The sequence below is a fragment of the Bacillus sp. es.034 genome (assembly GCF_002563655.1).
In the GTDB taxonomy this organism is placed as follows: Bacteria; Bacillota; Bacilli; order Bacillales; family Bacillaceae_B; genus Rossellomorea.
In genome coordinates this window covers 1422671-1446842 of sequence record NZ_PDIY01000001.1, presented here as the reverse complement: position 1 = coordinate 1446842, position 24172 = coordinate 1422671, and the positions used below count along the sequence as shown (strand labels likewise).

23 protein-coding genes and 3 riboswitches are annotated in these 24172 nt (G+C 45.6%); of the genes, 2 read left to right on the top strand and 21 right to left on the bottom strand.

Translation table 11 applies throughout. The annotated features are described in order from the left end of the window. Positions 1-2 precede the first annotated feature (2 nt). The 4 genes from ATG71_RS07305 to ATG71_RS07290 all read right to left on the bottom strand — a co-directional run bounded on the left by ATG71_RS07305 (position 3) and on the right by ATG71_RS07290 (position 4442). Positions 3-1178: a phosphoglycerate dehydrogenase gene (locus ATG71_RS07305; RefSeq protein ID WP_098439052.1), complete on the bottom strand. Its 1176-nt coding sequence runs from the start codon at positions 1176-1178 to the stop codon at positions 3-5. Positions 1179-1180: 2 nt separating this feature from the next. Beyond that, on the bottom strand, positions 1181-2260 hold the full coding sequence (gene serC / locus ATG71_RS07300) for a 3-phosphoserine/phosphohydroxythreonine transaminase (RefSeq protein WP_098441749.1): 1080 nt from the start codon (positions 2258-2260) through the stop codon (positions 1181-1183). Positions 2261-2460: 200 nt separating this feature from the next. Further along, complete coding sequence (locus ATG71_RS07295) at positions 2461-3783, bottom strand: TrkH family potassium uptake protein (RefSeq protein ID WP_098439051.1); 1323 nt, start codon at positions 3781-3783, stop codon at positions 2461-2463. A 2-nt stretch (positions 3784-3785) separates the two neighbouring features. Then, entirely contained in the window at positions 3786-4442 is a 657-nt protein-coding gene (locus tag ATG71_RS07290) for a potassium channel family protein (RefSeq protein ID WP_098439050.1), read from the bottom strand. A gap of 126 nt (positions 4443-4568) precedes the next feature. After that, a riboswitch (cyclic di-AMP (ydaO/yuaA leader) is annotated at positions 4569-4706 on the bottom strand. Between the two features lie 201 nt (positions 4707-4907). Here ATG71_RS07290 and ATG71_RS07285 point away from each other — a divergent pair. Next, complete coding sequence (locus ATG71_RS07285; protein ID WP_098439049.1) at positions 4908-5771, top strand: DUF1206 domain-containing protein; 864 nt, start codon at positions 4908-4910, stop codon at positions 5769-5771. Positions 5772-6024: 253 nt separating this feature from the next. Continuing rightward, positions 6025-7260: a dicarboxylate/amino acid:cation symporter gene (locus ATG71_RS07280; protein WP_098439048.1), complete on the top strand. Its 1236-nt coding sequence runs from the start codon at positions 6025-6027 to the stop codon at positions 7258-7260. Positions 7261-7301: 41 nt separating this feature from the next. On the opposite strand, the gene ATG71_RS07275 is transcribed toward ATG71_RS07280, so the two are convergent. The 17 genes from ATG71_RS07275 to ATG71_RS07200 form a co-directional block, all read right to left on the bottom strand. After that, positions 7302-8492, bottom strand: a complete 1191-nt coding sequence (locus ATG71_RS07275) for a PDZ domain-containing protein (RefSeq protein WP_098439047.1) — start codon at positions 8490-8492, stop codon at positions 7302-7304. 327 nt (positions 8493-8819) lie between these two features. Further along, positions 8820-9848 carry an alpha/beta hydrolase gene (locus ATG71_RS07270; protein ID WP_098439046.1) on the bottom strand — a complete coding sequence of 343 codons (1029 nt, stop codon included), beginning with the start codon at positions 9846-9848 and terminating at the stop codon, positions 8820-8822. A gap of 17 nt (positions 9849-9865) precedes the next feature. Continuing rightward, positions 9866-10051: a hypothetical protein gene (locus tag ATG71_RS07265; protein WP_098439045.1), complete on the bottom strand. Its 186-nt coding sequence runs from the start codon at positions 10049-10051 to the stop codon at positions 9866-9868. Positions 10052-10062: 11 nt separating this feature from the next. Then, positions 10063-10824, bottom strand: coding sequence for a glucose 1-dehydrogenase (locus ATG71_RS07260; protein ID WP_098439044.1), 762 nt, complete (start codon positions 10822-10824; stop codon positions 10063-10065). A 152-nt stretch (positions 10825-10976) separates the two neighbouring features. After that, positions 10977-12434, bottom strand: coding sequence for a S41 family peptidase (locus ATG71_RS07255; RefSeq protein WP_098439043.1), 1458 nt, complete (start codon positions 12432-12434; stop codon positions 10977-10979). A 163-nt stretch (positions 12435-12597) separates the two neighbouring features. Further along, the gene (gene metX / locus ATG71_RS07250) at positions 12598-13671 is read right to left on the bottom strand and encodes a homoserine O-acetyltransferase MetX (protein ID WP_098439042.1); all 1074 of its coding nucleotides are present in this window, start codon (positions 13669-13671) and stop codon (positions 12598-12600) included. 64 nt (positions 13672-13735) lie between these two features. After that, positions 13736-15031: an O-acetylhomoserine aminocarboxypropyltransferase/cysteine synthase family protein gene (locus tag ATG71_RS07245; protein WP_098439041.1), complete on the bottom strand. Its 1296-nt coding sequence runs from the start codon at positions 15029-15031 to the stop codon at positions 13736-13738. A 154-nt stretch (positions 15032-15185) separates the two neighbouring features. Beyond that, positions 15186-15304, bottom strand: a riboswitch (SAM riboswitch). Positions 15305-15391: 87 nt separating this feature from the next. Continuing rightward, complete coding sequence (locus ATG71_RS07240) at positions 15392-16531, bottom strand: trans-sulfuration enzyme family protein (RefSeq protein WP_098439040.1); 1140 nt, start codon at positions 16529-16531, stop codon at positions 15392-15394. A gap of 127 nt (positions 16532-16658) precedes the next feature. Beyond that, positions 16659-17039, bottom strand: a complete 381-nt coding sequence (locus ATG71_RS07235) for a DUF302 domain-containing protein (protein ID WP_098439039.1) — start codon at positions 17037-17039, stop codon at positions 16659-16661. Positions 17040-17122: 83 nt separating this feature from the next. Continuing rightward, complete coding sequence (locus tag ATG71_RS07230; protein WP_098439038.1) at positions 17123-17704, bottom strand: redoxin domain-containing protein; 582 nt, start codon at positions 17702-17704, stop codon at positions 17123-17125. After that, complete coding sequence (locus ATG71_RS07225; RefSeq protein WP_098439037.1) at positions 17697-18308, bottom strand: hypothetical protein; 612 nt, start codon at positions 18306-18308, stop codon at positions 17697-17699. Before ATG71_RS07225 ends, ATG71_RS07230 begins: the two co-directional genes overlap by 8 nt. 247 nt (positions 18309-18555) lie before the next feature. Further along, complete coding sequence (locus tag ATG71_RS23070) at positions 18556-18792, bottom strand: hypothetical protein (RefSeq protein WP_142953460.1); 237 nt, start codon at positions 18790-18792, stop codon at positions 18556-18558. A gap of 119 nt (positions 18793-18911) precedes the next feature. Then, positions 18912-18998, bottom strand: a riboswitch (cyclic di-GMP riboswitch). A 154-nt stretch (positions 18999-19152) separates the two neighbouring features. Further along, a complete protein-coding gene (locus ATG71_RS07220; RefSeq protein ID WP_098439036.1) occupies positions 19153-20514 on the bottom strand; it encodes a murein hydrolase activator EnvC family protein in 1362 nt (453 codons plus the stop codon). 39 nt (positions 20515-20553) lie between these two features. Then, positions 20554-21438 (bottom strand): permease-like cell division protein FtsX, encoded by an 885-nt coding sequence (gene ftsX, locus ATG71_RS07215; RefSeq protein WP_098439035.1) that lies wholly within the window; start codon positions 21436-21438, stop codon positions 20554-20556. Beyond that, positions 21428-22114: a cell division ATP-binding protein FtsE gene (gene ftsE / locus ATG71_RS07210; RefSeq protein ID WP_034764386.1), complete on the bottom strand. Its 687-nt coding sequence runs from the start codon at positions 22112-22114 to the stop codon at positions 21428-21430. Before ftsE ends, ftsX begins: the two co-directional genes overlap by 11 nt. Positions 22115-22679: 565 nt before the next feature. After that, positions 22680-22994 (bottom strand): cytochrome c551, encoded by a 315-nt coding sequence (cccB, locus tag ATG71_RS07205; RefSeq protein WP_034764388.1) that lies wholly within the window; start codon positions 22992-22994, stop codon positions 22680-22682. A gap of 80 nt (positions 22995-23074) precedes the next feature. Then, positions 23075-23947: a YitT family protein gene (locus ATG71_RS07200; protein WP_098439034.1), complete on the bottom strand. Its 873-nt coding sequence runs from the start codon at positions 23945-23947 to the stop codon at positions 23075-23077. Positions 23948-24172: the final 225 nt, after the last annotated feature.

Here is a 24172-nt window from a genome sequence, read left to right as displayed (position 1 = left end):
CTTTATATGAGGCGCACGGAAACGACGCCGGTGATGTTTTTCATTTTTTGTTTCACTTCGGCGTGTTCATTTTCCGCTAATTTCTGGTCAAGGTCGATCATCGTGTATGCCCAGGTGTTCTTACTGCGATTGATCATATCAGCGATGTTGACGGCGTAACCTGAGAGGACCGTGGCGATTTGTCCCACCATGTTCGGGATGTTCTCATGCATGACCGTCACTCTCATCTTCCCGCTGTATGGAAGCTCGACGTCGGGGAGGTTGACGGCATGCTTGATATTCCCTGTTTCAAGATAGGTTTTCAGCTGCTTGGTGGCCATGATGGCACAGTTTTCTTCGGATTCGACGGTAGAAGCACCGAGATGCGGAACAGGTACGACATTTTTCATGGCAAGGACCTTTTGATTCGGAAAGTCGGTCACGTATTTCCGGACGACTCCTGATTCCAGTGCAAGGGCCATGGCATCCTCTTCCACCAGCTCTCCCCTTGAAAAGTTCAGGATCGTCATTCCTTTTTTCATTTTCCGGAAGGCCTCTTCGCTTACAAAGCTTGCCGTTTTGTCTGTGAGAGGGATGTGCAAGGTGACAAAATCACACTCTGCCCATACTTCTTCAATATGATGGGCTCGCTTCACGTCCTGGGATAACCGCCAGGCAGCGTCGACGGAGATAAACGGATCATACGCGACTACATCCATCCCGAGGGCAAGGGCATCGTTTGCGACGAGGACACCGATCGCCCCCAAGCCTACAACCCCTAGCTTCTTCCCTTTGATTTCACTTCCCACGAATTCCTTTTTCTTCGCTTCCACGACACCCGGGACATCTTCTTCTGACTCCCTTAACGAGTTTGTCCAGCCGACGGCAGAATACAGGTTACGGGAGGAAGCAATCAAATTGGCGAGGACCAGCTCCTTCACTGCATTAGCATTGGCACCGGGTGTATTAAAGACCACAATCCCCTTTTCAGTACAGAAATCGATGGGGATATTATTGACTCCCGCTCCTGCACGGGCGATGGCCTTGACGGATGCGGGGAAATCGTAATCATGAAGGTTTTTCGATCTGACGAGGATTCCATCCGGATCCCCGTTTCCATTCAGATGATAGTTCAGGTCGTCCTCGATCAGTGATAATCCGCTTTGACTGATGGCGTTGTACGTATTGATTGAAATCATTCTCAACATCCTCCTCGATCAGATTCAAATTTTCTCATGAAATCGACCAGCGATTCCACTCCTTCAAGTGGCATGGCATTGTATAGACTCGCCCTCATTCCTCCGACGGAACGGTGACCTTTTAAAAACTCGAACCCTTCCGCTTTGGCTCCCTTTAAAAAATCCGCGTCCAGGTCGTCATTGCCCGTGGAAAAAGGAATGTTCATCAAGGAACGATTTTTCTCCGGAACAGGGTTGTGAAATAACGATGATTCATCAATACAGTCGTAAAGAAGAGCGGCTTTCCTCTCATTACGCTCCTGCATTCCTTCCACCCCGCCGTGGTCCTTCACCCATTCCAATACAAGTTTCAGAACATAGATAGAAAAGGTTGGTGGCGTATTAAAGAGGGAATCATGCTTCACATACGTTTCGTAATTCAGCATGGTCGGACAAGTATCGGGTGCCTTCCCGATCAGGCTGTCGTGAATAATGGCAACAGTCACCCCGGATGGGCCAAGGTTCTTCTGGGCGCCGGCATAAATGAGCCCGAAAGAGGAAACATCTATTTTCTCCGAAAGGATGTGAGATGACATGTCGGCCACGAGGGGGATGCCCCCCGTATCTGGATACTCATGGAACCGGGTCCCCTCGATCGTATTATTGGATGTGATATGTACATAGCTTGAATCCGGCGAAAAATCTTCTGGTCTATACGCAGGGATCTCAAACTTCCCATGAGGTGACAATGTACGGACCTTCCCGGCCTTCTCCGCTTCTTTGACCGCTTTTTTGGACCAGCTGCCCGTCAGAATATAGTCTGCCTCCTCCCCCTCACCCAGGAGGTTAAAGGGAATCATGGAGAATTGAAGGGAAGCTCCCCCCTGCAGGAAGACCACTCTATAATCCTCGGGAATCGAAAGCAATTCACGGAGTAAGCTTTGTGCTTCTTCTATTATATTTTGGAAAGGGGCAGACCGATGACTCAATTCCATCACGGACATACCCGAATCCCGATAATTCAATAACTCGTCTTGCACCTTCTTCAACACAGGCTCAGGCAACACAGCAGGACCAGCAGAAAAGTTAAACACACGCTTCAACAACAGCACCACCAAAAGTTCAGAATTTTTCAACAGTATAATGCCGCTCAGGACTTTCGTCAATATCAGTAACTCACGATGAAAACGCTTAATAAGATGGTTTTTAGCCTCATGCGTGGTTATGGATGAATTCTTGCTAGTTTTATAAAAAAAACGACTTCCCCGCCTGCCCTTGTTGGGCAAAGCAGGAAAGCCGAAATTCAGCCTGTCAGGATATCTTCTTTCGGATAGCGGATCTTCTCTTTATCCGGACGGGAAAGGGAGAACGCAAGGGTTAAGGGGCCGAGTTTCCCGGCGAACATCACAATGATGATGATCCACTTCCCTGCTATGGAAAGAGATCCCGTTATACCCATGGACAATCCCACCGTACCGAAGGCAGACACCACTTCAAACACAATGGATAGGAATGACACATCATGCTCCGTCATTTCCAGGAAAAAAAGCGCAGTGAACACGAGTAGCACACTGATCATCGACAGAGCCAGAGCTTTGAAAATATGCGCTTGATCAATCGTGCGCCTGAAAATACGGATATCTTTTTTCTCTTTTAAAAAGGCGATCATACTCAATGAGATGACAACAAAAGTGGTCAGCTTGATTCCTCCGCCTGTGGAAGCACTACCCGCCCCGATGAACATCAGCAGGATAGTGAATAGCAGCGTTGAGCGCTCCATGCTTCCGTAATCAAGGGAGTTGAATCCCGCTGTACGGGGGGTGACCGCTTGAAAGTAGGAAGCGAATATCTTATCGGAAAGCGGCAGCTGAGCCAGGGTGTTCGGGTTATTGAATTCCAGCACGAATATCATCATGAAGGCGATGACATTGATCAAGAAGGTTCCAATTACCATGATTTTGGTATGCAGGGATAATTGACGGATCGTCTTTGATCTCCACAAATCCACCAGCACCGTGAACCCGATCCCTCCCAGTATAAATAGGAATGAAATGGTCAGGTTGATGATCGGACTTCCTACATATCCCATCAGACTGTCTGAAAACAGGGAAAAACCGGCATTGTTAAACGCGGATATCGAATGAAAGATACTGACATACAAGCCCCGTTTCCATCCAAACTCCGGTACCCATTCCGTCGCTAATAACAGCACGGCAAAACCTTCTACGATAAAAGAGAAGATAAATAAATATTTCACAAGCTTGATGACTCCGCCTACGGAAGTCTGATTCAGTGCCTGTTGCAGGAGCAACCGTTCTTTGAATCCGATCTTCTTACCGAGCATCATGAAGATCAAAACCGCGAAGGACATGATGCCGAGTCCGCCGATCTGGATCAGGCTCATGACGACCACTTCCCCGAACAGAGTGAAGGCCCCTCCCGTATCCACCACGGCAAGACCCGTAACCGTCATGGCTGATGTCGTCGTAAACAGTGCGTCAAGCCATGAGATCTGTTCAGTGGTGGCAAACGGAAGCTTCAGTAATCCCATTCCCAGTATGATGAAAAATAGAAAGGTCACAACAAGAAGTTGCGGCGGACTTAACCGGATGACCTTTTGCTTCATCCTTATACACCTTCTTTTTCAAATCGATTTATATCCCGGTTGTGTCCTATGACGATCAGCAGATCTTCTATTTCAACCACCTCATCGGCAGAAGGAGAAACAATGACTTCTTCCCCCCGATGGATAGCAATGATATTACAGCCGAACTTGGCCCGGACGTCGAGATCATTCAACGTTTTATTGGCGACCTTCTTTGAAGCATATACCTCTACAATGCTGTGTTCTTTTGACAGCTCGATATAATCGATGATTTTTTCAGACGTGATATGATGGGCGATCCTTCTTGCCATGTCCCGCTCCGGATGAATGACCTTATCGGCACCGATCCGGTCGAGCACCTTCTGGTGGTAGGAATTCGATGCCTTCACCCATACTTCCTTGACCCCTAATTCCTTGAGAAGGAGCGTGGTGAGGATACTTGCTTCAATATTATCGCCGAAGGATACGATCACGTGATCAAAGTTCCTTAAACCCAGTGATTTCAAAACCGACTCATCCATGGCATTGGCCTGCACTGCATGTGTGGCGATGTCGATGTATTGCTGTACCACATCATGATGAATATCGATGGCCAACACTTCCACATCCAGTTCAGCCAGCTCCTGAACCAGACTCCCTCCAAATCTCCCTAATCCAATAACGGCAAACTGCTTTTTCATGATGAAATCCTCCAAAACCTTTTTTATAGCTTAACCAATTACTCCCTGTTCATGACTTTACTCTCATGTTAAACAACGCAAAAAGACCACCAGGAACTAAGCCTGTGGTCGTCCAGATCACAAGTATCATCCTCTCCCAGTACGCTTACGGAGTTAGCTGACGGATTCGGGCCATGGAAGTAGCCCTACCTTTCAATCGAAAGGATTCACCCCTGAAACTAGTGGGTCCCCCGCTTCAATAATTGAATTAAGCGATAAAGAATATTCATTTGATGATAGATATATTACTCCTCTCCACAGGGGATGTAAATAGGTTTTTCGTAAAAAATCTTACTGAAAAAAACAGGTAAAATTAATTTCATTCATCCAAGATTTACTGTTCGTTAAATAGGTTTGTACTTTCGTTATCGAGGGAATAGCATACGTAAGTCATACGAAATTTGAATCAGAAAGGAAGAAACGTTTATGGCAGGAATTTCATCCATTACTACTTCAACGGAAAGCAATGAAAGTTCATCCGTTTCATCTAATGATATAAAGCCCTGGATCAAGGGCTTTGCACGAATCGGTTATATCTCAAGAGGAATTGTCTATATGCTCATCGGGGCATTATCCGTAATGGCGGCACTCGGGATAGGGGGAAGCACCTCGGACTCGAGCGGTGCCTTTACGGCTGTTGCCAGCAAGCCTTTCGGGGAAGTCCTTCTCTGGATACTTGGAGTGGGCTTGATCGGAATCGTCCTTTGGCGCCTCATTCAAGTGATCAAAGATCCCGAGCATGTAAAAAACGGCGGTAAGTCCATGTTCAGAAGGCTGGCTAATCTAATCAGCGGCATCGCCTATGGTTCCTTAACCTATAACGCCATCGCCATCGCCATGCACGCCAAAAGTTCGGGGTCCGGTTCAGGTTCCAAACAGACCCTGTCTGCCAAATTATTGGCACAGCCTTTCGGTCAATGGATCGTCGGGATTGTCGGACTCATCATCATTGGATTCGCACTCTATGAAATTCATAAAGCTTATACCGAAAAATACACCGACAAATTCAAACGCCATGAAATGTCGGAAAAAGAATGGGAACTTGGAAGAAAAACCGGAAAACTGGGACTGTACTCACGCGGAATCGTCTTCCTGCTGATCGGTTACTTCTTTATCCAGACCGCGATCACGGCAGACCCCGATAAGACGAAAGGCCTTGACGGGGCACTATCCGAACTCGCTCAGAAACCTTTTGGACAATGGCTGCTCGGAATTGTTGCAGTTGGATTGTTTTTATATGGTGTCTTCCAGATTTTAAAAGGAAAGAACCGTCATATGACGATTTATTAAGATGTAAAAGGAGCTGCCGATTTGGCAGCTCCTTTTTCTGTTCATCCTTTCTATATGTCACTCCTCCTACGGAAAACATCCACTATCGGAAACCCTAAAGCTGCATCCCCATTTCAAGCACGGATTTTGACAGCTCAGTCGATCTGTTATATCTTATGATACTGAATACCCATTAAACCTATCAGATTTATATAGATGTTATGTTTAAGACTTTTCAGGGAAATCTACTATTACTATAAGGAGGCGTCAATCTATGAAATCTCTTTGGAGAGGTTATCTCAATACATCTCTTATCATGAAAATAACCGTGGCTCTCGTCCTTGGAATTGCCGTCGGTGTGATATTGGGTAAGGATGCATCTGCCCTTTCACCCCTTGGTGATATTTTGATTCGCTTGCTTAAGTTCCTGATCATCCCCCTTATTCTTTTCACCTTGATGGTCGGTGTGAACCAGACCAGTGTAAACAAACTTGGAAGAATGGGAGGAAAAACGTTTTTATACTACTTATTCTCATCGGCTTTAGCCATTATCGTCGGAATTGCCGTTGCCAGTATCTTTAATCCCGGCACAGGAATGACCCTTGATACGACGGAAAAATTCAAGGTACCGGAAAATCCGGGAGTCACCAGTGTCCTTCTGAATATCATCCCTGATAATATCGTCACGGCATTCACAGATATGAACCTGCTCGGAATCATCTTTACAGCGATCGTATTTGGTATTGCGATTTCATATTTACGGTCTTCAGCGGAATACCACGAACTCGGTGAACATGTATACAAAGTCGTGAATGGCTTGAACGAAGCCACCCTGTCGATTATGAAGGTGGTCCTTCAATACGTCCCCATCGGCATCTTTGCCATCATGGCAAATACGATCGGGAATCAGGGCCTCGACACATTAGTATCCTTAGGGAATATGATTCTCGTTCTTTATATTGCTTTGTTAGTCCAATTGGTTATCTATATGATTGCTCTGGTTGGATTCAAAATCAATCCGGGCAGGTTCTTTGCTCAAGCACGTACACCAATGCTTACAGCTTTTGTAACCCAAAGCAGCTCCGGCACCCTGCCATTAACTTTGAATGCAGCAAAAAATCTCGGTTTGCCAAAAAGTTTATACGGCTTCAGCCTGCCACTCGGCGCCACCATCAATATGGATGGAGCTGCGATCCGGATTGCAGTATCTGCAGTGTTTGCCGCCAATGTCGTCGGTGATCCATTGAGTCTCACCGATATGATGGTCGTGGTCCTCGTAGGAACATTGGCTTCCATCGGAACAGCAGGCGTCCCTGGAGCAGGAATCATCATGATCGCCACCGTTTTCGCTCAGCTTGGCCTGCCGATGGAAACCGTTGCCCTCCTGACAGCCATTGATGCATTAGTAGGTATGGGATGTACCGCCCTGAATGTAACAGGGGATCTGGTTGGTACGTCGATTATTGATAAAACGGAGAAGGATGACAGAGAAGCTCCTTCCCTTTCATAAATCCCATGAAAAAAGGATAGCCGCGGCTATCCTTTTTCCTATTACGAAACCTGATGATGCTCCCAACCTGAAGCTTCATCGGCAAAAATGATCCCCAGTTCATGATGATCACCTTCATACAGGGCTCCCTGGGTAAAACGATTTTCACCATTCGTCCCCAGAACCTCCAGCTTACAATAGGCTCCGTTCTTTTGTAGCGCTTCATAAAATGCCCGTTCCGTATTCACTTCGACTCCGTTCACCTTCAGGACGATTTCCCCCACTTGGAGTGTCAGCTTCCTGGCAGGTGAACCTGGCAGGATCCCGAGAATCATGACGCCATTTGGCTGCCGTTTGAAGAAATAAGGCTTCGAATCATCCGCACTCCGGTGACGATAAGCAATCCAGACCCGGCCAAGGATGGCCACCCCTGCTGCACCAATCGAAAACAGCGGTGCCCAGAATCCTGTTACAGCCAAGGTCAATACAAATGCACCAAGCCAGAACACACGGGATCCCGTATGCTTGATTGCGGCTTCAGGCAGCGTGCTTTTCACCAGCTGCTGAAAACCGAGGAGAAACGGTACACACAGTAATGAATACGTTTCAGTGCCCAGGGTAAATACCGGCCACCATTCAAATGGAAGAGTCAATGAGCCCGTGGGTATCAGTACAAACATAGGAACGAGCCATAATTTCTTCCCGAGATGTGCCCCTACCTTCAAGCCACGTGCACTTTTAAGCAAGCGGGGTGATGTATGCTTCCAGCCGTTTAATACAATCAGGATTCCTTCGATCATCGTCAACACGCCAAGAAGAACGACGATGGAACTCGACAGATTCAGGTTTTCCACATATGTATTTACGTAAGGGATGTCCCACTGAAAATAATCCACCGCGACTAAGATAAAGTAGGAAACGCCCACTGTCATGGTCGCTGACATGAGTTGAAAACGACCCGTCAACGCAAACAGGATCGACACGGCTCCGAGGAGGATGAGACCGGTGAAAGGAATCACCACTCCCGCTCCGACTGTCACAATAGAAAACAGCAGTCCAAGGACGATTCCGTATGAGAATAACACCCGCATATCATGGTATCCGTCCAGCAATCTCGTATTGAAATCTCTCCGTTCCCTCTTCACACGATAATAGCCCGCCATGATAGCGAAAAATAAGGACAGATATAGTACAGGATGCAGAAAAAATTTCCCGAATCCCTTTAAAATCTCCAGTAACCAAAGCTCGATCAATATCCGTCACCACCTTTTGCAAGAAAATTTGCATTATCTACTATTTTATCAAAAGACGCTGGTAAAACCTATTGCTATTTTACTCAATCATTTTACGATTCGATTTCATTTCCGACAGCATTCCCCATATTTTCCCGGGAAATAATGTCGATTGGATGGGAATGGTATCACCATTTGATGAAAAAGAGACGGTGGAAGTTCATCCCATCCGCCTCTATTCCTTATTGAAAATAAGATTTGATACACTCTTTAAAAACGATAAAGGCAAAACCCATATAACCAAAAGGGGTGTCGATTTCCCACTCCAGCATCACGTTTCCCCTCCTTTTATTGTGAGTATTGATTCAGCCACTCTTTCAATTCGTTTGATATCCCGTATTTAATCAGACTTGCGTGACCGCCCTTTACCTCTGCTGCTACCTTATTCGTGCTAGACACCAGTTCCAAGAGAGGCGTGCTGATCGAGGGAGGAACCAAGTGATCATATTGAGAAGAAATCAGATAAAGATTCGAATCGATTTTTTTCAAATCCACTTCTTTGCCGGCGAGTTCGAATTTCCCGTCCATCAGCACATTCTCTTTTACAAAAAAAGTGATGATGTCACGGCCCATGGCTCCGGTCAGGGAAATATGATCATTTGTCCATTGATTGAACCGAAGCCAATAATGGGCATAGTCCGGATCGTAGGCTTTATTTAATAGGGACAAATAGGGAGAATAGTAAATGGGGGAAGTCAATGCCCTCATCCCATAACGAATCATGGGTGCCGGTATAATGTCGATTCTTTCCATGACACTTGTTATATCGATTTCGTCTTTCTTCAAAGCTTGCATCCAATTGTGATAAGCCGGAACCCTATCAAAGTCAATCGGCGTGACAAATAGGAGTAGATTTCTGATAAAATGTGAATTTAACGCGGCATAAATGACAGCCAGCGTCCCCCCTAAGCAAAAGCCGGAAAGGGACAGCTCGTCCTTCCCACTATGTTGAAGGGCCTTCTTTATGCATGGGTCCACATAGTGAGCCAGATACTCCGCCACTCCTGTTCCTTTCTCTTCCACTACAGGTTCACCAAATTCGAGAAGATAAACGTCGTAGCCTTCTTGAAGAAATTTCCCTATCAGACTATGATCCTTTGTCAAATCAAGGATGGATGGCTTGTTAATATGTGAATATAGTAAGAACAGGGGAATATGCCCGTTCTTATTTACAGGGGCATAGTGCCATAGTCTACTATTATGATTCGTCCAGATCACTTCTCTTGGAAAATTCGGCTGCCATTCACTATCATCTTGCAAAGTCTCGATGAACCCCTTCCAACGGGCTCGTTCTTTTTGTTCACTCTCTTTTTTCATGTATTCACTTCCATTCTTTATTCATTCAGCGTCTGTAAGAGTGATAGAAGTTGAATGAATTCCAGTACAGTCTGAAATAATTCCAGCCATCCTTTGACGGCCGCAACCACTTCCGGTTCATCCAGCTTCCCTACAATCCACTGATTCAACTCATACTCCACACTCATTCCGATTTTTTTCAATTCCTCATAAAATAGATCCATGTTTCCCCTCCTTATACCTGCGCCCGGATGCCGCCATCCACGACTAAGATGTGACCGTTTATATAGTCAGAAGCAGCAGAGGAAAGGAAGATGGCGACTCCATTCAGGTCCTCTCCCTGGCCAAATCGCCTTGCAGGTATATGCTGCTTGATCATGTTTCCCTGACTAGCAAAAAGCTCCTTCGTGATTTTGGTTGGAAAGAAACCCGGAGCGATGGCATTCACCTGGATATTATACGGTGCAAGTTTCACGGCAAGATCCTTTGTCAGCGTCATGACCGCACCCTTGCTCGTATTATAGGGAACCGTATCCATGAGCATGGGATTTGTCCCGCCAAATCCTGTAACCGACGCAATGTTAATGATCTTCCCGGCTTTTTGCCTGACCATGATCCGGGACACTTCCTGGGAAAATAAAAAAGCCCCCTTCACATTGACATCCATCACCTTGTCCCACTTATCTTCAGGGATGTCGGCAAAAGGACCCGCCCAGGACGTCCCGCTATTATTGATCAAAATATCGATTCTCCCAAACTCTTTCATCACCGTTTCCACTACATGTATCACATCCGCTTTCTGCGTCACATCGCAAGGAATGGCGACTGACCGGACACCTGAACCTATCAACGATTCCTTTACTTCTTCACATGCTGACTGGTTTCTCGAACAGATCACCACATGCGCACCAGCCCTCCCCAATGCCAGGGCCATCTCTTTCCCGAGACCCCGTCCTCCACCTGTGACGATGGCGACTTTGTCTTTAACTGAGAACATTCTATCAATCTCCTTTCTAGTAAATGGAAGGTCATTATTATAATAGATTGTTTGAGAGAATGAGTGCGGATTCTCCGCTCCATCCAGCAGAAATTGAATCAAATGCCCCCACAAAAAAAAGAGACCTCCCATGATAGAGAGATCCCTGATCTTTACTGATTCTTATTGGCCGTACGATTTATATATTCCAAGGCTGCCTGCAGCTGCAAATCGTTCTTTTCATTCTGCACCGCTTCAAAAATTTCTTCCTGCAGTCTTTCGCCGGTTTTGCTATCAATGACTCCCGTGACGTCGAGGCTTTCCTGAATCTGAAAATCCTTGACGGCTTTAGCAGTTTTCTTACTGAAATAACCATCGACCCGATCAAGGGAGAAGCCTAATCCTTGAAGCATTTCCTGGGCATTTTTCACCTGTTCATTGTTCGTGCCTTCTTCCATTGGTTTCTCCACTTGAAGAGGATGGGCATAGAAGTAGGCTGGCTGTCTGACAGGGATGTCCGGTTTGATTCCCTTCTTATGAATCCAATTCCCGTTCGGCGTCAGCCATTTGAACATGGTAAGCTTGATATTGCTTCCGTCCCCCATCGGCACTGCCTGCTGAACGGTCCCTTTTCCGAAGCTCTTCGTCCCAATCAGCGGATATCCTTCCGCCTCACTAAGGGCCCCAGCAAGGATTTCAGATGCCGATGCACTGCCCTCATCGATGAGGACCACCACCGGGTACGCTTTTCTTTCCTTACTGTTGGAGAAGGATTTCAGCACCTCTCCGCTTCGTTCCTGGATTTGCACATACGGTTTCTTCTCGGTGACGAACTGTTTGAGGATGTCTTCCACACTGGAAAGGAGGCCGCCCGGGTTCCCCCTTACGTCAAGAACCAATCCTTTTACCTTTTTCTTTTCGAGTTCTGCCAGCTGCTTTTTAAAATCGACAGCGGTATTTTCAGAGAAGGTCGTAATCTGGATGTAGCCCGTCTTCTTCCCATCGACTTCCTTCACATCAGAGATCACCGTTTCAACAGGGATATCGTCCCGCTTCACGGACACTTCGATCGGATCTGAAAGACCCTCTCTCGTAATCTCCAATTTTACTTCCGTACCCTTCTTCCCTCTGATTTTCAAGGTGGCTTCATAAAGATCAAGACCGTCAATGCTGTTCCCATCCACTTTGACGATGCGGTCATTCGGTTTCAGACCGGCTTTCTCAGCAGGTGAATTTTTAAAAGGAGCCACGATGACCAGTTTCCCGTCCATGATCGTGACCTCTGCCCCGATCCCTTCAAAGGAGGAATCAAGCGCATCATTGAATTGAGAAGCGGTCTCTGCATTCATGTAAACAGAGTACGGATCATCCAGGGTCTTCAGCATACCCTGAATCGCCCCTTCCACGAGCTGTCCCTTGTCCACATCCTGAAAGAACTTGTCACTGATCAAATCATACGCGACTTCTACTTTGTGAAGCTTATCATTCAGCTCCCCTTTGCCGTTAAACTGGGCAAGCTCGTCGCCGGACCCGGAATTGCCCGTCCACTCCAAGCCGCCATACATTCCCCCTGCACCGATCAACATACTGATGATGATCGTGATGATGAGCTTTCTGCCCGTCCACTCCATATATTCCCCTCCAGCTTGTCGTTTGTTTATGGTATGGATGAGAGCAGCGTACGCTTTCCCATCCAACGAAAAAAGACACCACACAAAAACGCGCTTAGGCGGTGCGATGTCTTTGCTTATCTAACTATATGCCGGAGGGGGACGAGTTATGATTGGCAGAGGATTATTTCATGCCCGTCACGATTTTCTGACCTTGATGATTTTTCAGATGAGAAGAGATGATCCCTCCCCATTTCTCAAATTCCACAAGAAACCCGTCATGACCGAATGCTGTCGGGATAAAGTAATGTTCACCCTTAGGGGCTTGTAGTGTGAATTCCTTTAAATACTTGGGTGAATAGATCAAATCACCCTCATAGCTGATCGATACCAGCTCGCATGGATACGAATCGGCGACTGCTTCCGTCCCTCCCCTTCCCCTTCCGATATCGTGGGTATTCATCGCTTTCAGGAGGGTAAGATAGCTGTTCGGATCAAATCTCTTTCCGAGTTTCTTCCCTTGATAATCAAGATAGCTCTCCACATTGTACTGCTCATTCGTCCTCTCCCGCTGAAAGCGCCGATCGAACAATTCCTGTGTACGATAGGTGACCATCCCGACCATCCGGGCAATCTCAAGCCCTTTTAAAATCGCTCCATGGGGATAGTGGCCCCTTTGAAAATCGGGATCCCCTTCTATCGCTGTGATCCCGATATGATTGAAGGCGAGACCGTAATCATTTAATGCCGGCGAGACGGCGAGGGCAAACACCTTGTTGATATACGTCGGATACAGGGCTCCCCACTCCAATGCCTGCATTCCACCAAGCGAACCGCCGATCACCGCTTCGATGCGGTCGACGGACAGCTGTTGGAGTGCTTCATATTGAGCGTGGACCATGTCCCGTATGGTAATGTGCGGGAAGTCCGGTCCGTATCGTTCTCCGGTTTCAGGATCCGTGGACGTCGGTCCGGTACTTCCTTCACATCCCCCTAACACATTGAAAGCAATCACATTGTATAGATCGGTATCAATGTATGCCCGGGGTCCGATCAATCCATCCCACCAGCCCCGATCCTCACTCGTCCCTTTCACAATATGGGTGCCGGTGAGGGCGTGGCACACCAGGATGACGGGGCCTTCTTTATTGCCGGTCCGTTCATAGGAGAGATTTACATTTTGCAACGTAGTGCCTGACTCTAATGTGAGGGATGGGATGGTAATGGAGCTTACTTCATATGAATATGCATTCTCCATTCCTCCACCTCCTTTTTTTGGTGTTGTTTGGGGTCATGGGGCACCCCGGTGAAACCAGTTACTTTTATACCCGGGACGTTTCCAACGCCACTTCAATCGCATGATCCAGGTCCTCGATCAAATCCTTCGCAGATTCCAATCCGACGGAAAGTCTTACAAGGTCCTCGGTCACGCCTGTAGCACGGATCTCCTCATCGTTTAATTGTTGATGCGTCGTGGACGCCGGATGGATGATCAGTGATTTCGCATCCCCTACATTGGCCACATGGGACCAAAGGGAAATGTTGTCGACGACTTTGCGTCCTGAATCCCTGCCCCCTTTGATTCCAAAGACGACGATGGAACCCGCTCCGTTTTTCAAATATTTTTGAGAAAGAGCGTGGGATGGATGCTGCGGCAGACCCGGATAAGAAACCCAGGCAACTCCACTGTGCTGATCTAAGTGTTCCGCAATCTTCAAGGCATTCTCCGTGTGACGTTCGATGCGGAGATGAAGGGTTTCCAGTCCCTGCAGCAGCAGAAATGCGTTTTGTGGACTTAAGCACGCCCCGAGATCCCGAAGCAGCTGCACCCTTAATTTTGTGATGAAAGCGGCCGCTCCTACATCCTGTGCGTAGCGAAGTCCATTATAGCTTCTGTCTTCTTCTGTGAATCCAGGGAACTTCTCATGATTCCAATCAAACTTCCCACCGTCGATGACGACTCCTCCGATGGCCGTACCGTGGCCGCCGATCCATTTCGTGGCAGAGTGAATGACGATGTCTGCTCCCCACTCAATCGGCTTGCACACATATGGCGTGGCAAATGTGTTATCTATGATGAGTGGGATGTGATGGTCATGGGCCACTTTCGCAACCGACTCGATGTCCAGGACGTGCAGGCTCGGATTACCGATCGTCTCGGCGAATACCGCTTTTGTTTTCGGCGTAATTGCTTTTCGGAAGTTCTCCGGATCAGTCGGATCGACGAAATGAACCTTGATTCCGTATTTCGGAAGAGTCGTAGAGAATAAATTATACGTTCCACCGTACAGATTGGTGGCTGCCACGATTTCATCCCCTGCACCGGCTATATTCAGGATGGAAAGAGAAATGGCGGCCATTCCGGATGATACACCCAGTGCTCCGATTCCCCCTTCTAAAAGGGCGAGGCGCTTCTCAAGAACGTCCACGGTCGGGTTCATGATACGGGTGTAGATGTTTCCGGGTTCTTCAAGGGCGAATAGCTTTGCGGCGTGATCGCTGTTGTCGAACACGTAGGATGTCGTTTGATAGATGGGTACCGCTCTGGAGCCTGTAGTTGGGTCCGGCTCCTGGCCGCCGTGAAGAAGAAGTGTGTCGAAATCGAATGATTTTGTCATTTGGAATTCCTCCTAATTGTTTTGGTTTTTTGATTGGTGTGGACGGTTGGTTGGGTTCAGCTGCTGAATTGCAATTGAAATACCTAAGAAGCCAGAAGAGGATAAAATAAAAAACCCTCTTCCTAAGAAGAGGGTCTAATTGAATAGGGTCCTCCTCTTATCTTTCAGGCAGATCGCCTGCAGGAATTAGCACCTTTTCATGTAACGCGCAATGCGTACATGAAGGTTGCCGGGTTTCATCGGGCCTAGTCCCTCCACCTCTCTGGATAAGAGCATTTAATTGTCAATGTGAAAATTCATGCGTTGAGATGAATTATAAAGGGTAACCAGCCTCAACGTCAAGACTATTTTCAGAATTTTTTATTTTTTAACAGAAGCTTCAATTGCCTCTTTAAATTGAGATACGATATCTTCCCCATCCTCGATACCTAATGATATGCGCACCACATGGGTGTTGATGCCGAGTTTTTCCTGTGCTTCTTTCGGAAGGGCACGGTGAGATGTCCCGAGTGGATAGGAAACCGTTGTTTCCACTCCGGCCAGGGACGGGATGATCTTGATCCATCCAAGGGATTTGAAGAATGTGCTGATGTCGCAACGGGCATCAAGTTCGATGGTGACGATCGCGCCATTTCCTTTATCGGATAGATCGGTTGGATAATAGACCCTCTTCACCTGTTCATTGGTGCGTAGTTCATCTGCAAGGATCCCCGCGTTCTGAGCCTGGGTCCCCACACGGAGTGCCAACGTTTTCGCCCCACGGCATGTGAGCCACGCTTCAAATGGACTTAAATTGGAACCGATATTGACGACCTTCTCTCTTGCTTTATTCACAAGCTCTTCTTTTCCGACTACGACTCCCGCTGTGATATCGCTATGCCCGCCGATATATTTCGTGGCGCTGTGAGCGACCAAATCGACCCCTTCCAGGAAGGGCTGACGCAGAAATGGAGTGGAGAATGTATTGTCGATCATCGTTTTCAGGTTGTGCTTTTCGGCAAGTGCTACCATTCTTGAAATATCCTCTACTCGCATAAACGGATTGGTCACGGTCTCACTATAGAGAAGTTTGGTGTCGGGAGTAAGTGCTGCCTCGATTTCTTCCTCACTCGTGAAATCGACAAAGGAGGTCGAAATGCCGAATGATTTCAGCTCTTCCTTCAGCATATGGAAAGTGCCTCCGTATAAATCCTCCGCCGCAATGATATGATCACCCGCCTGGACAACGGCAAGGATTCCGACGAGGATCGCTGACAAGCCGGAAGACGTGGCGACACCCGCAGGCGCTCCTTCAAGATCGGCTACCATCTTCCCAAGTTCATCCGTGTTGGGATTACCCGTCCTTGAATAAAGATAAGGAGACTTCCCCTCATAGAAACCCTCAAGCTCCTCAAGAGACGTAAAAGAAAAAGCAGACGTCTGATAGATCGGTGTCGTTTTACTGCGGATTTCCTCTGTTCCTTTCAGCTGACTATGTACGACCTTGGTGGTGAATTTCATTTCTCTGTCATCCTTCCTGAATCTATGTATTTTTAAAAGTGTATCATATTCAGAAGATTGTGAGGAGTAGGAGGTGTTGGATGCAAAAAAAAAGAACCCGTCGCATTCATGCAACAGGTTCTCATCGTCAGACGTTTTCTAAACACCCGATCAGACGATTTTCGATATCCAACGCCAATCGTTTCAATTCGTCGTTATCTACCATTTCAATCAGCTTGCTGGGCTTTGCCATACCGATCTTCGTCGTTCCCTTTTCTGTGTATACCGTCACTTTACAAGGCAGGAAATAGCTGACGAGCATGCTTTCTTCCAGCACCTTTTTCGCTTCGTGGGGATTACATACTTCCAGGACAACTACTTCTTCGTTAAAATCAAGCCCTTTATCCTGAAGCTTGGCGGCCAGGTCAAGATTCCACAGAACCCCGAAGCTTTCTTCTTTCAAGGCTGCCTCTACTGCTGATACCGCATCCTTCACATTCATTGAAACCTCTTTTGTGTAGTGGAACATATTGATCCTCCTTTTTGAGCCATGGTTACTTATACCTCATAGCGTATAGAACGAAACGTCTTCTTAGAGGTCCGTCCCTCTCATTATTCCATGCCCTCGACCATTTTACCCATCATTTCTTCGTTCATGGGGCCGACGATTTTGTGCTGGATGAGGCCGTTTGTGTCGATCATGTAAGTGGTCGGGATCGTGAATGCCCGGTACTCGTCGCCGATATCCCCTTTTTCATCCATGAGAATGGGGAAAGTGAGTTCGTAGCCGTCGACAAATTGCTGGACTGCCTTCTCCCCCTCATCCTGTGAAGTCAAGTTGACGGCAAGGATTTCAACTTTTTCTTTTTTCGCTTTTTTTTCGTAATACTGTTCCATATGGGGCATTTCCGCTTTACATGGCGGGCACCAGGTGGCCCAGAAATTCAGGATCACTTTCTTTCCCTGATAGTCGGAGAGCTTGACTTCTTTCCCATCTAACGTGGTCAAGGTAAAGTCCGGTGCCCGATCCCCTTTCGTTAGTCCCTGCTCCGCATCGGAAAGATCCATGGACTCCTTGGCCAACTGATCAGCTTCTTCCCTTGCCTTTTTTTCCTGTTGATCCTGAAACAAATTCACAAGGAAGATTCCGATCAGCAGGGCAACGATTGCCAGGGCGAAATTTCGTTTATTCAATGTTCGTTTTCCACCTTCCGTTGAAAAAGATAAGGTAAACCATCACGATGAGATACGTCCAGGTGACAGTGGTATACACAAAGCCTCCATGAATGGAATGGAGCAGCAGTTGAAGAAGGCTGAAGACGACTACTAATTGTATAGCCCACGTATCACCGTCATCTTCTTTTTTCAATAAAAATAAGACCAGTGCACCGTTGAGGGAAAATTGGATGACCCCCACAAGAATATCAAATTCCAGCAAGTGAACGACAAGTTCAAAGAAAACGACCGTGCTCATCCACACAATGACGAGACGATAAACCGTGTCTGCCCTTTTAACGAATATGTATAAAAGCACTGTCAGCAAGCCTAACCAATACCCCCACCTGCCACCATGGTAATAAAGGATCGTAATGGGATGTTCGATGACATTTTGAAAATCAACCACAATGACACTCAGCTTCCAGATGACCAAAAAGTAAAAAATACCATTTGAATACCAATCGCTGGCCTTTCGATTCCAGAAGTAGAGAAATAGAAAGGTCAAAATGAACGAGGTGATGATCGCTCCCCAAGTAGAGGGGAAAGTAAAGGAGCCAATGGAGTACCACCTTTCATCCAATTGTTTCTACACCTTTCATAGAGGTTTCTTCCGACTAGATCATCCTCTGTCCGAAACATACCCTGTTATGTATTAAGTATCTTTAAATTTCACTCAATTATCAAGTGATTTACTCATAATGTATCCCTTTGTGTAATGATTACAGTCAGTGAGGGTGTTGTCTTTCCTGCAAAAAAGGATTCTTCTCTGAAGGATCCTTTCACATACGACTTGATAAATATGTTCCCCCTGTGAAGGAATCTAAATCTTAGGCTGCTCTCAACCCTTCCAGGATGAGCATGAAGTATTTGACGGTATCTCCACCGCGTTCATTGATGATTTCAATATCTAATAATATCCTCTCGACTTCTTCAGCTCCTATCCGGTCTATCAACATATCACTAATATCTTCTGCAGTATAATTTTTTACGTATGTATATTTTAGCGCTGTGCGGTTTCTTCGGCAAAAGCTTCGCAGCTGCCTTTTTATATCACTTAATTCCAACTTCATCACCCTTATAGCAGATTCAACTCACACTGAAACGAACATCCAATCAAAAAATGCCCACCAAAAAGGCAGGCTTAAATGAGTACTAGATTTACGTTCGATTAGTATTCATTGTTTTCGGTAACCCGGCGGTCATTATTTTTAAAAATAGAAGATCCGTGGTTTTGCGTCCTAATCTTTCAATTAGTTTGCCTTTTTCGAAAATTCACTTGAGTATAATAGTCATTATACTAGAAAAAAGAAGTGATGAAAACACTATTCCGTAACATAAAACAGATCCAATATCATTACAAGAACAGTTCATCTACTAAAATAATTAATAAAGTCCCCGCCTTCATTGAAGCGGGGACTAGTTTATTAAAAATTAATATATTGACGTGGGTTTACAGCATTTGAATGCGATGCACTCCATGAACCTCTGTAAAGTTCAAAGTGTAAATGCTGTCCGAAAGAGTAACCTGTGTTACCCATGTAACCGATTTGGTCGCCTTTGTTCACTGCTTGTCCAGTGCTTACTAGTGAAGAAGACATGTGAGCATATACAGTTGTAAACATTTGACCGTTGATGGAGTGCGTGATGTACACTACGTTACCGTAGCTTGAGCTGTAGTGACTCTTAATGACATAGCCATCTGCCGCTGCAGAGATTGGAACACTTCCTCGTGCTGCAATGTCTGTACCGTAATGGAAACGTCGCTTACCATTTAAGACATCCCAACCAAAATTGGTTGTGATTGTTCCACGTGCTGGTGCTGTCCATGCCCCTGCACTAACGGGTTCGCTTGGAGCTACTGCTGCAGGAGTCGCTGCCGGAGCTGAAGAAGAACCGCCGCGGCTGCTTGCTGTCGCCTGCTGTTGTGCTGCTGCACGCTTCGCTGCTTCAGCTTCCGCCTGGCGCTTACGTTCGATTTCACGCTGACGGGCTAACTCTGCCAAGCGTGCTTGTTCAGCCTGGATTTCACCTTCAAGCTGGTGCTCCATTTTAGAAAGTTCATCCGACTCTTTCTCAAGATCGGCTTTTTCTACTTTTAATGAAGCCTGTTGAGCTTCAAGCTGCTTGAATAGTTCAGCTTTTTTAGCCTTTTGGCTATCAAGGTCTTTTTTCAAGGATTCAAGATTTGCTTTGGAAGCTTCCAGGTCAGCAAGTTCTTTCTCTACTTCCGCCTGCTTTTTCTCTAATTCATCCTGGTCGCGCTTCTGTTCGTCCATGATCTTTTTGTCTGCACTTACGATTGTGTTTACTGCTGTAACACGGTTGATGAAGTCCCCGAAGCTTTCCGCTCCTAGAAGTACGTCAAGATAATTGGCAGAGCCGCCTTTTTCCTGAATAGCGCGAGCGCGTTCTTTCAAAAGTTCATTACGCTCTGCAATCTTCCTCTTTAACTCTTCAATATCCGCTTTAAGCTTATTTATTTTTGCCGTCGTTTCATCAATTTCTTTTGTTTTTTCTGCTATCTTCGTTTCTGTATCTTTTAATTTTGTACTGATTTCGGCAATCTGTGCTTCAATGTCTTTTTGTTTACTAATGGTTTGGTCAATTTGAGAATTTTTTTCACTAATCTTTCCATTGACCTCTTCTTTTTTAGATGAAACGTCGTCCTGCTGTTTCTTTAAGTCCTCCACGGAGGAGTTAGCGCTAGCAGTGGTTGCTAACGTTGGTAGACTTCCGATTGTTAATGCTGCTGCAATAGATAATGAGATGAAATACTTCCTGTTCAAGCGGCATGCTCCTTTCAGCTTCTATCAACCTATCAAATTTTACACTTTTAAGAACTTACGAACAGACATAAAGCTTCCCCAAGCTCCGATCAGGCAACCCATTAATAGAATTAATCCGTTTACTTGATAGATAAAGGGGGTAAAATCTAATATCTGAATAAAATTGTTTTGTAGTTTTGGTTTAATAAATCCATAGGCATAGTAGTAACCTGTTGAGACAAGAGCGATCGGGATAATAGAACCTAAAATTCCAAGCCATAAACCTTCTAATATGAATGGCCAGCGTACAAACCAGTTGGTTGCACCCACGAGTTTCATTATCTCGATTTCCCTTCTTCTTGCGACAATGGTGATTTTGATTGTATTAGAAATGAGGAACATCGCCGTGAACAACAGACCGATGATCAACACAAGTCCAACATTCCGACTCATTTCCAGTACATTAAATAATTTTTCAATCTTCGCTTCTCCGTAAAGGGCTTCATTGACACCTTCGAACTTGCTGATTTGACCCGCGATTTTACCGGTGTCCCTTGGATTGTCTGCTTTTACGATAAACACATCATATAATGGGTTATCTTGTTCAAATAATCTGAAATCGTCTCCCAGATCCTTGACCAGGTTCTGAAGTTCTTCTTCTTTGGAAGAATACTCAACTGATTCCACACCACTTATATTTTGTATTTTCTTTTCTATTTGTTCAGTCTGGGATTTTTCAGTCCCAATTTCGAGTAATACGCGTACTTCAACGTCTTTCTCAATATCGGTTGCTACTTTGTTCATGTTTAGCATCAAGACGATGAATACACCAACAAGCAGTAATGTTACGGTAACGGCACTCACTGATGCGAATGTCATCCAGCCGTTACGTCCAATGCTCTTGAAGCTTTCTCTAAAGTGACGGCCATACGTTCTAGCTTTCATAACCGTAATCACCTCGCTGTTCGTCCCGGACAATGCGGCCATTTTCAATGGCGATTACCCGATGCTTGATTGTATTTACGATTTCCCGGTTATGTGTAGCCATGATCACCGTGGTTCCACGGTTGCTGATTTCTTCAAATATGTTCATGATATCCCAAGACGTTTCGGGATCGAGGTTTCCTGTAGGTTCATCCGCAATTACAAGCTTAGGAGTATTCACAATGGATCGAGCAATCGATACACGTTGCTGTTCCCCACCGGAAAGCTCATTCGGTAGCATTCTTGCTTTATGTTTTAACCCTACCAGGTCCAGTACTTCCATGACTCTTTTCTTGATCTGCTTTGGATGTTCTTCTATAACTTCAAGTGCGAAGGCAATGTTTTCATAGATTGTCAGCGATGGTAGCAGCTTGAAATCTTGGAATACAACCCCCACGTTTCTTCTTAAGTATGGGACTCTACTATTTTTCAGTTTTGCGAGATTGATACCATTTACAACGATATCTCCTTTGGAAGGACGTTCTTCGCGGTACATCATTTTAATAAAAGTAGACTTCCCGGCACCACTCGGCCCCACCACATACACAAACTCACCTTGCTTGATGTGGACGTTAAAGCCATTGGCAGCCATGACACCATTGCTGTACTGCTTGTAGACGTCTTTCATTTCTATCATTTTCAAATCACCTAATTTGTATTATGTAGTTACCCTCTTGGCTGTTATCGACATATGTACACGGCACGTAACCAAAGTCGTCTTTATCACCATTAGAAAAAAATTGGTGAAAAACCTCGAATTACGCTTCCGAAAATTATTATAACATCTCTTTATAGTAAGTTAAGGAAAAAAATTATTACATTTACATTTCAGAACCGCTAAAAATGTGAAATTATTACCTGTTTTGTTGTTGATTTCGCCTATACACAGACTATTTTATAGTCATTTATACCTATTAACTGGTACTAATACCACATACTTACATCTAGAGGTCCCACCATGATAAACGCTAAGTTGATGGTGATCAGATTAAGTTACTAGGTTATGATTCTAGCTATAAGAAGGAATAACAATTAAGGGATTTCATGCGAAAAAGTTCTGTAACAAAGATTTAAAGAAGAATTGAGAAAAATCTGTGGATATTTAATATGAGGACGGTTTTGCCAAAAAATACGGAACATGTTTTGAATATTTATGGTAAATAACTAAATAAAGAAGAATCCATTGGATCCTTCTCTCGCTTTTACTTCTTATTTGATAACCATTCTGCCACCGCTTCTGCTTCATCACCTTTGATGAGTCCAGGAGGCATTTGTCCTTTACCATTTTTGATGGTTTCAAGGATTTGATCTTTGCTTAGTTCTGCCCCGATGTTTTTAAGGGCCGGCCCCATTCCACCTTCAAGGTTCCCACCATGACAGCTGGAGCACTTGTTATTTACGATTTTTTCAGGATCCATTCCACCGGAGCTTGTTTCTGTACTGTCGCCGCCGTTACCACCGCAGGCTGCAAGTACCAATGAAGCGCCAAAAAGAACACCTAGCAGCTTTTTCTTCATTTTCATCCCCCTAGGAAACTTATTTCAGAGTCACGGATCGGTTGTCAGGTCCGTCCCTCTCTTACATAATTATACCAAGTTTAAACCCGTTTGAAACCTTCCCCCAGTACTTCTGAGGCGTCCATTGTGACGACGAAGGCTGAAGGGTCAATGGTTTTGACCAGTTGTTTCAGTTTTGTGAATTCTGTCTGGTCCACGACACACATGAGGATCGGGCGCTCGTCATCCGTGTAACCACCGTATGCTGATAGTTTTGTCACTCCACGGTCGATTTTATTCAAAATTCCTTCACGAACTTCTTCCTGGCGATTGGTAATGATCAGCGCCATTTTGGATCTGCTTATACCAACCTGGACGAGATCGATGGTTTTACTTGTTACGTACAACCCGATCAGGGCATATAATCCACGTTCGATATCATAGACGATGGCGGCAGACAGGACGATCATCCCGTCAATCATCGCCACACAAGTTCCGAGTGAAAGGCCGGTGAATTTGTTGACGATCTGAGCGGCAAGGTCCGTCCCTCCTGTAGAAGCTCTTCCACGAAAGACGATTCCTAACCCAAGTCCTACCCCTATCCCTCCAAAAAGGGCTCCAAGCAGGGGATCTTCCGTCCAGGGTTTCCAGTCTTCGGTCAAAAATACAACTAGCGGTAAAAACACCGTACCGATCGCTGTCTTGACTCCGAATTGAAGACCCAGGAAGATCAGCCCGGCGATGAATAATGGTATATTGAATGCCCACTGAACATATGCGGGCTTCCAGTCAAACAATCCATTCAAAATCGTCGATATCCCGCTCACCCCTCCGGAAGCTACTTCATTCGGAAGTAAGAACACATTAAATGCAATGGCCACAATCGTTGACCCAAACACAACAAACAAATACTCTAACAATTTCTCTTTCCGTGGATTAAATACCTGCTCACGACGCCTTTCCTTCAAACCCATCCAGTACGACTCCTTTAACCTATGTATTAATAGTATGAGTACAAAACCTTCCTTTGATGCAGCCACTCCTCGAGGGACGAACCTTTAAAAGGCACGTGTTATTTGTGAAGGAGTGTATACATATGCATCCAAAAAAGCAGCACTTCTATTTTTATAAATCCATGATGAGGACGATGATAGTAAAGTTGATACATCCCTTGAATCCCTCTGTATCAACCTTTGAGA

What these genes read in the sequence shown, in the direction of transcription:
- ATG71_RS07305 (WP_098439052.1), bottom strand. Translation starts at nt 1,178, where the DNA reads ATGATTTCAATCAATACGTACAACGCCATCAGTCAAAGCGGATTATCA.
- ATG71_RS07295 (WP_098439051.1), bottom strand. Translation starts at nt 3,783, where the DNA reads ATGAAGCAAAAGGTCATCCGGTTAAGTCCGCCGCAACTTCTTGTTGTG.
- ATG71_RS07290 (WP_098439050.1), bottom strand. Translation starts at nt 4,442, where the DNA reads ATGAAAAAGCAGTTTGCCGTTATTGGATTAGGGAGATTTGGAGGGAGT.
- ATG71_RS07285 (WP_098439049.1), top strand. Translation starts at nt 4,908, where the DNA reads ATGGCAGGAATTTCATCCATTACTACTTCAACGGAAAGCAATGAAAGT.
- ATG71_RS07280 (WP_098439048.1), top strand. Translation starts at nt 6,025, where the DNA reads ATGAAATCTCTTTGGAGAGGTTATCTCAATACATCTCTTATCATGAAA.
- ATG71_RS07270 (WP_098439046.1), bottom strand. Translation starts at nt 9,848, where the DNA reads ATGAAAAAAGAGAGTGAACAAAAAGAACGAGCCCGTTGGAAGGGGTTC.
- ATG71_RS07265 (WP_098439045.1), bottom strand. Translation starts at nt 10,051, where the DNA reads ATGGATCTATTTTATGAGGAATTGAAAAAAATCGGAATGAGTGTGGAG.
- ATG71_RS07260 (WP_098439044.1), bottom strand. Translation starts at nt 10,824, where the DNA reads ATGTTCTCAGTTAAAGACAAAGTCGCCATCGTCACAGGTGGAGGACGG.
- ATG71_RS07255 (WP_098439043.1), bottom strand. Translation starts at nt 12,434, where the DNA reads ATGGAGTGGACGGGCAGAAAGCTCATCATCACGATCATCATCAGTATG.
- metX (WP_098439042.1), bottom strand. Translation starts at nt 13,671, where the DNA reads ATGGAGAATGCATATTCATATGAAGTAAGCTCCATTACCATCCCATCC.
- ATG71_RS07245 (WP_098439041.1), bottom strand. Translation starts at nt 15,031, where the DNA reads ATGACAAAATCATTCGATTTCGACACACTTCTTCTTCACGGCGGCCAG.
- ATG71_RS07240 (WP_098439040.1), bottom strand. Translation starts at nt 16,531, where the DNA reads ATGAAATTCACCACCAAGGTCGTACATAGTCAGCTGAAAGGAACAGAG.
- ATG71_RS07235 (WP_098439039.1), bottom strand. Translation starts at nt 17,039, where the DNA reads ATGTTCCACTACACAAAAGAGGTTTCAATGAATGTGAAGGATGCGGTA.
- ftsX (WP_098439035.1), bottom strand. Translation starts at nt 21,438, where the DNA reads ATGAAAGCTAGAACGTATGGCCGTCACTTTAGAGAAAGCTTCAAGAGC.
- ftsE (WP_034764386.1), bottom strand. Translation starts at nt 22,114, where the DNA reads ATGATAGAAATGAAAGACGTCTACAAGCAGTACAGCAATGGTGTCATG.
- cccB (WP_034764388.1), bottom strand. Translation starts at nt 22,994, where the DNA reads ATGAAGAAAAAGCTGCTAGGTGTTCTTTTTGGCGCTTCATTGGTACTT.
- ATG71_RS07200 (WP_098439034.1), bottom strand. Translation starts at nt 23,947, where the DNA reads ATGGGTTTGAAGGAAAGGCGTCGTGAGCAGGTATTTAATCCACGGAAA.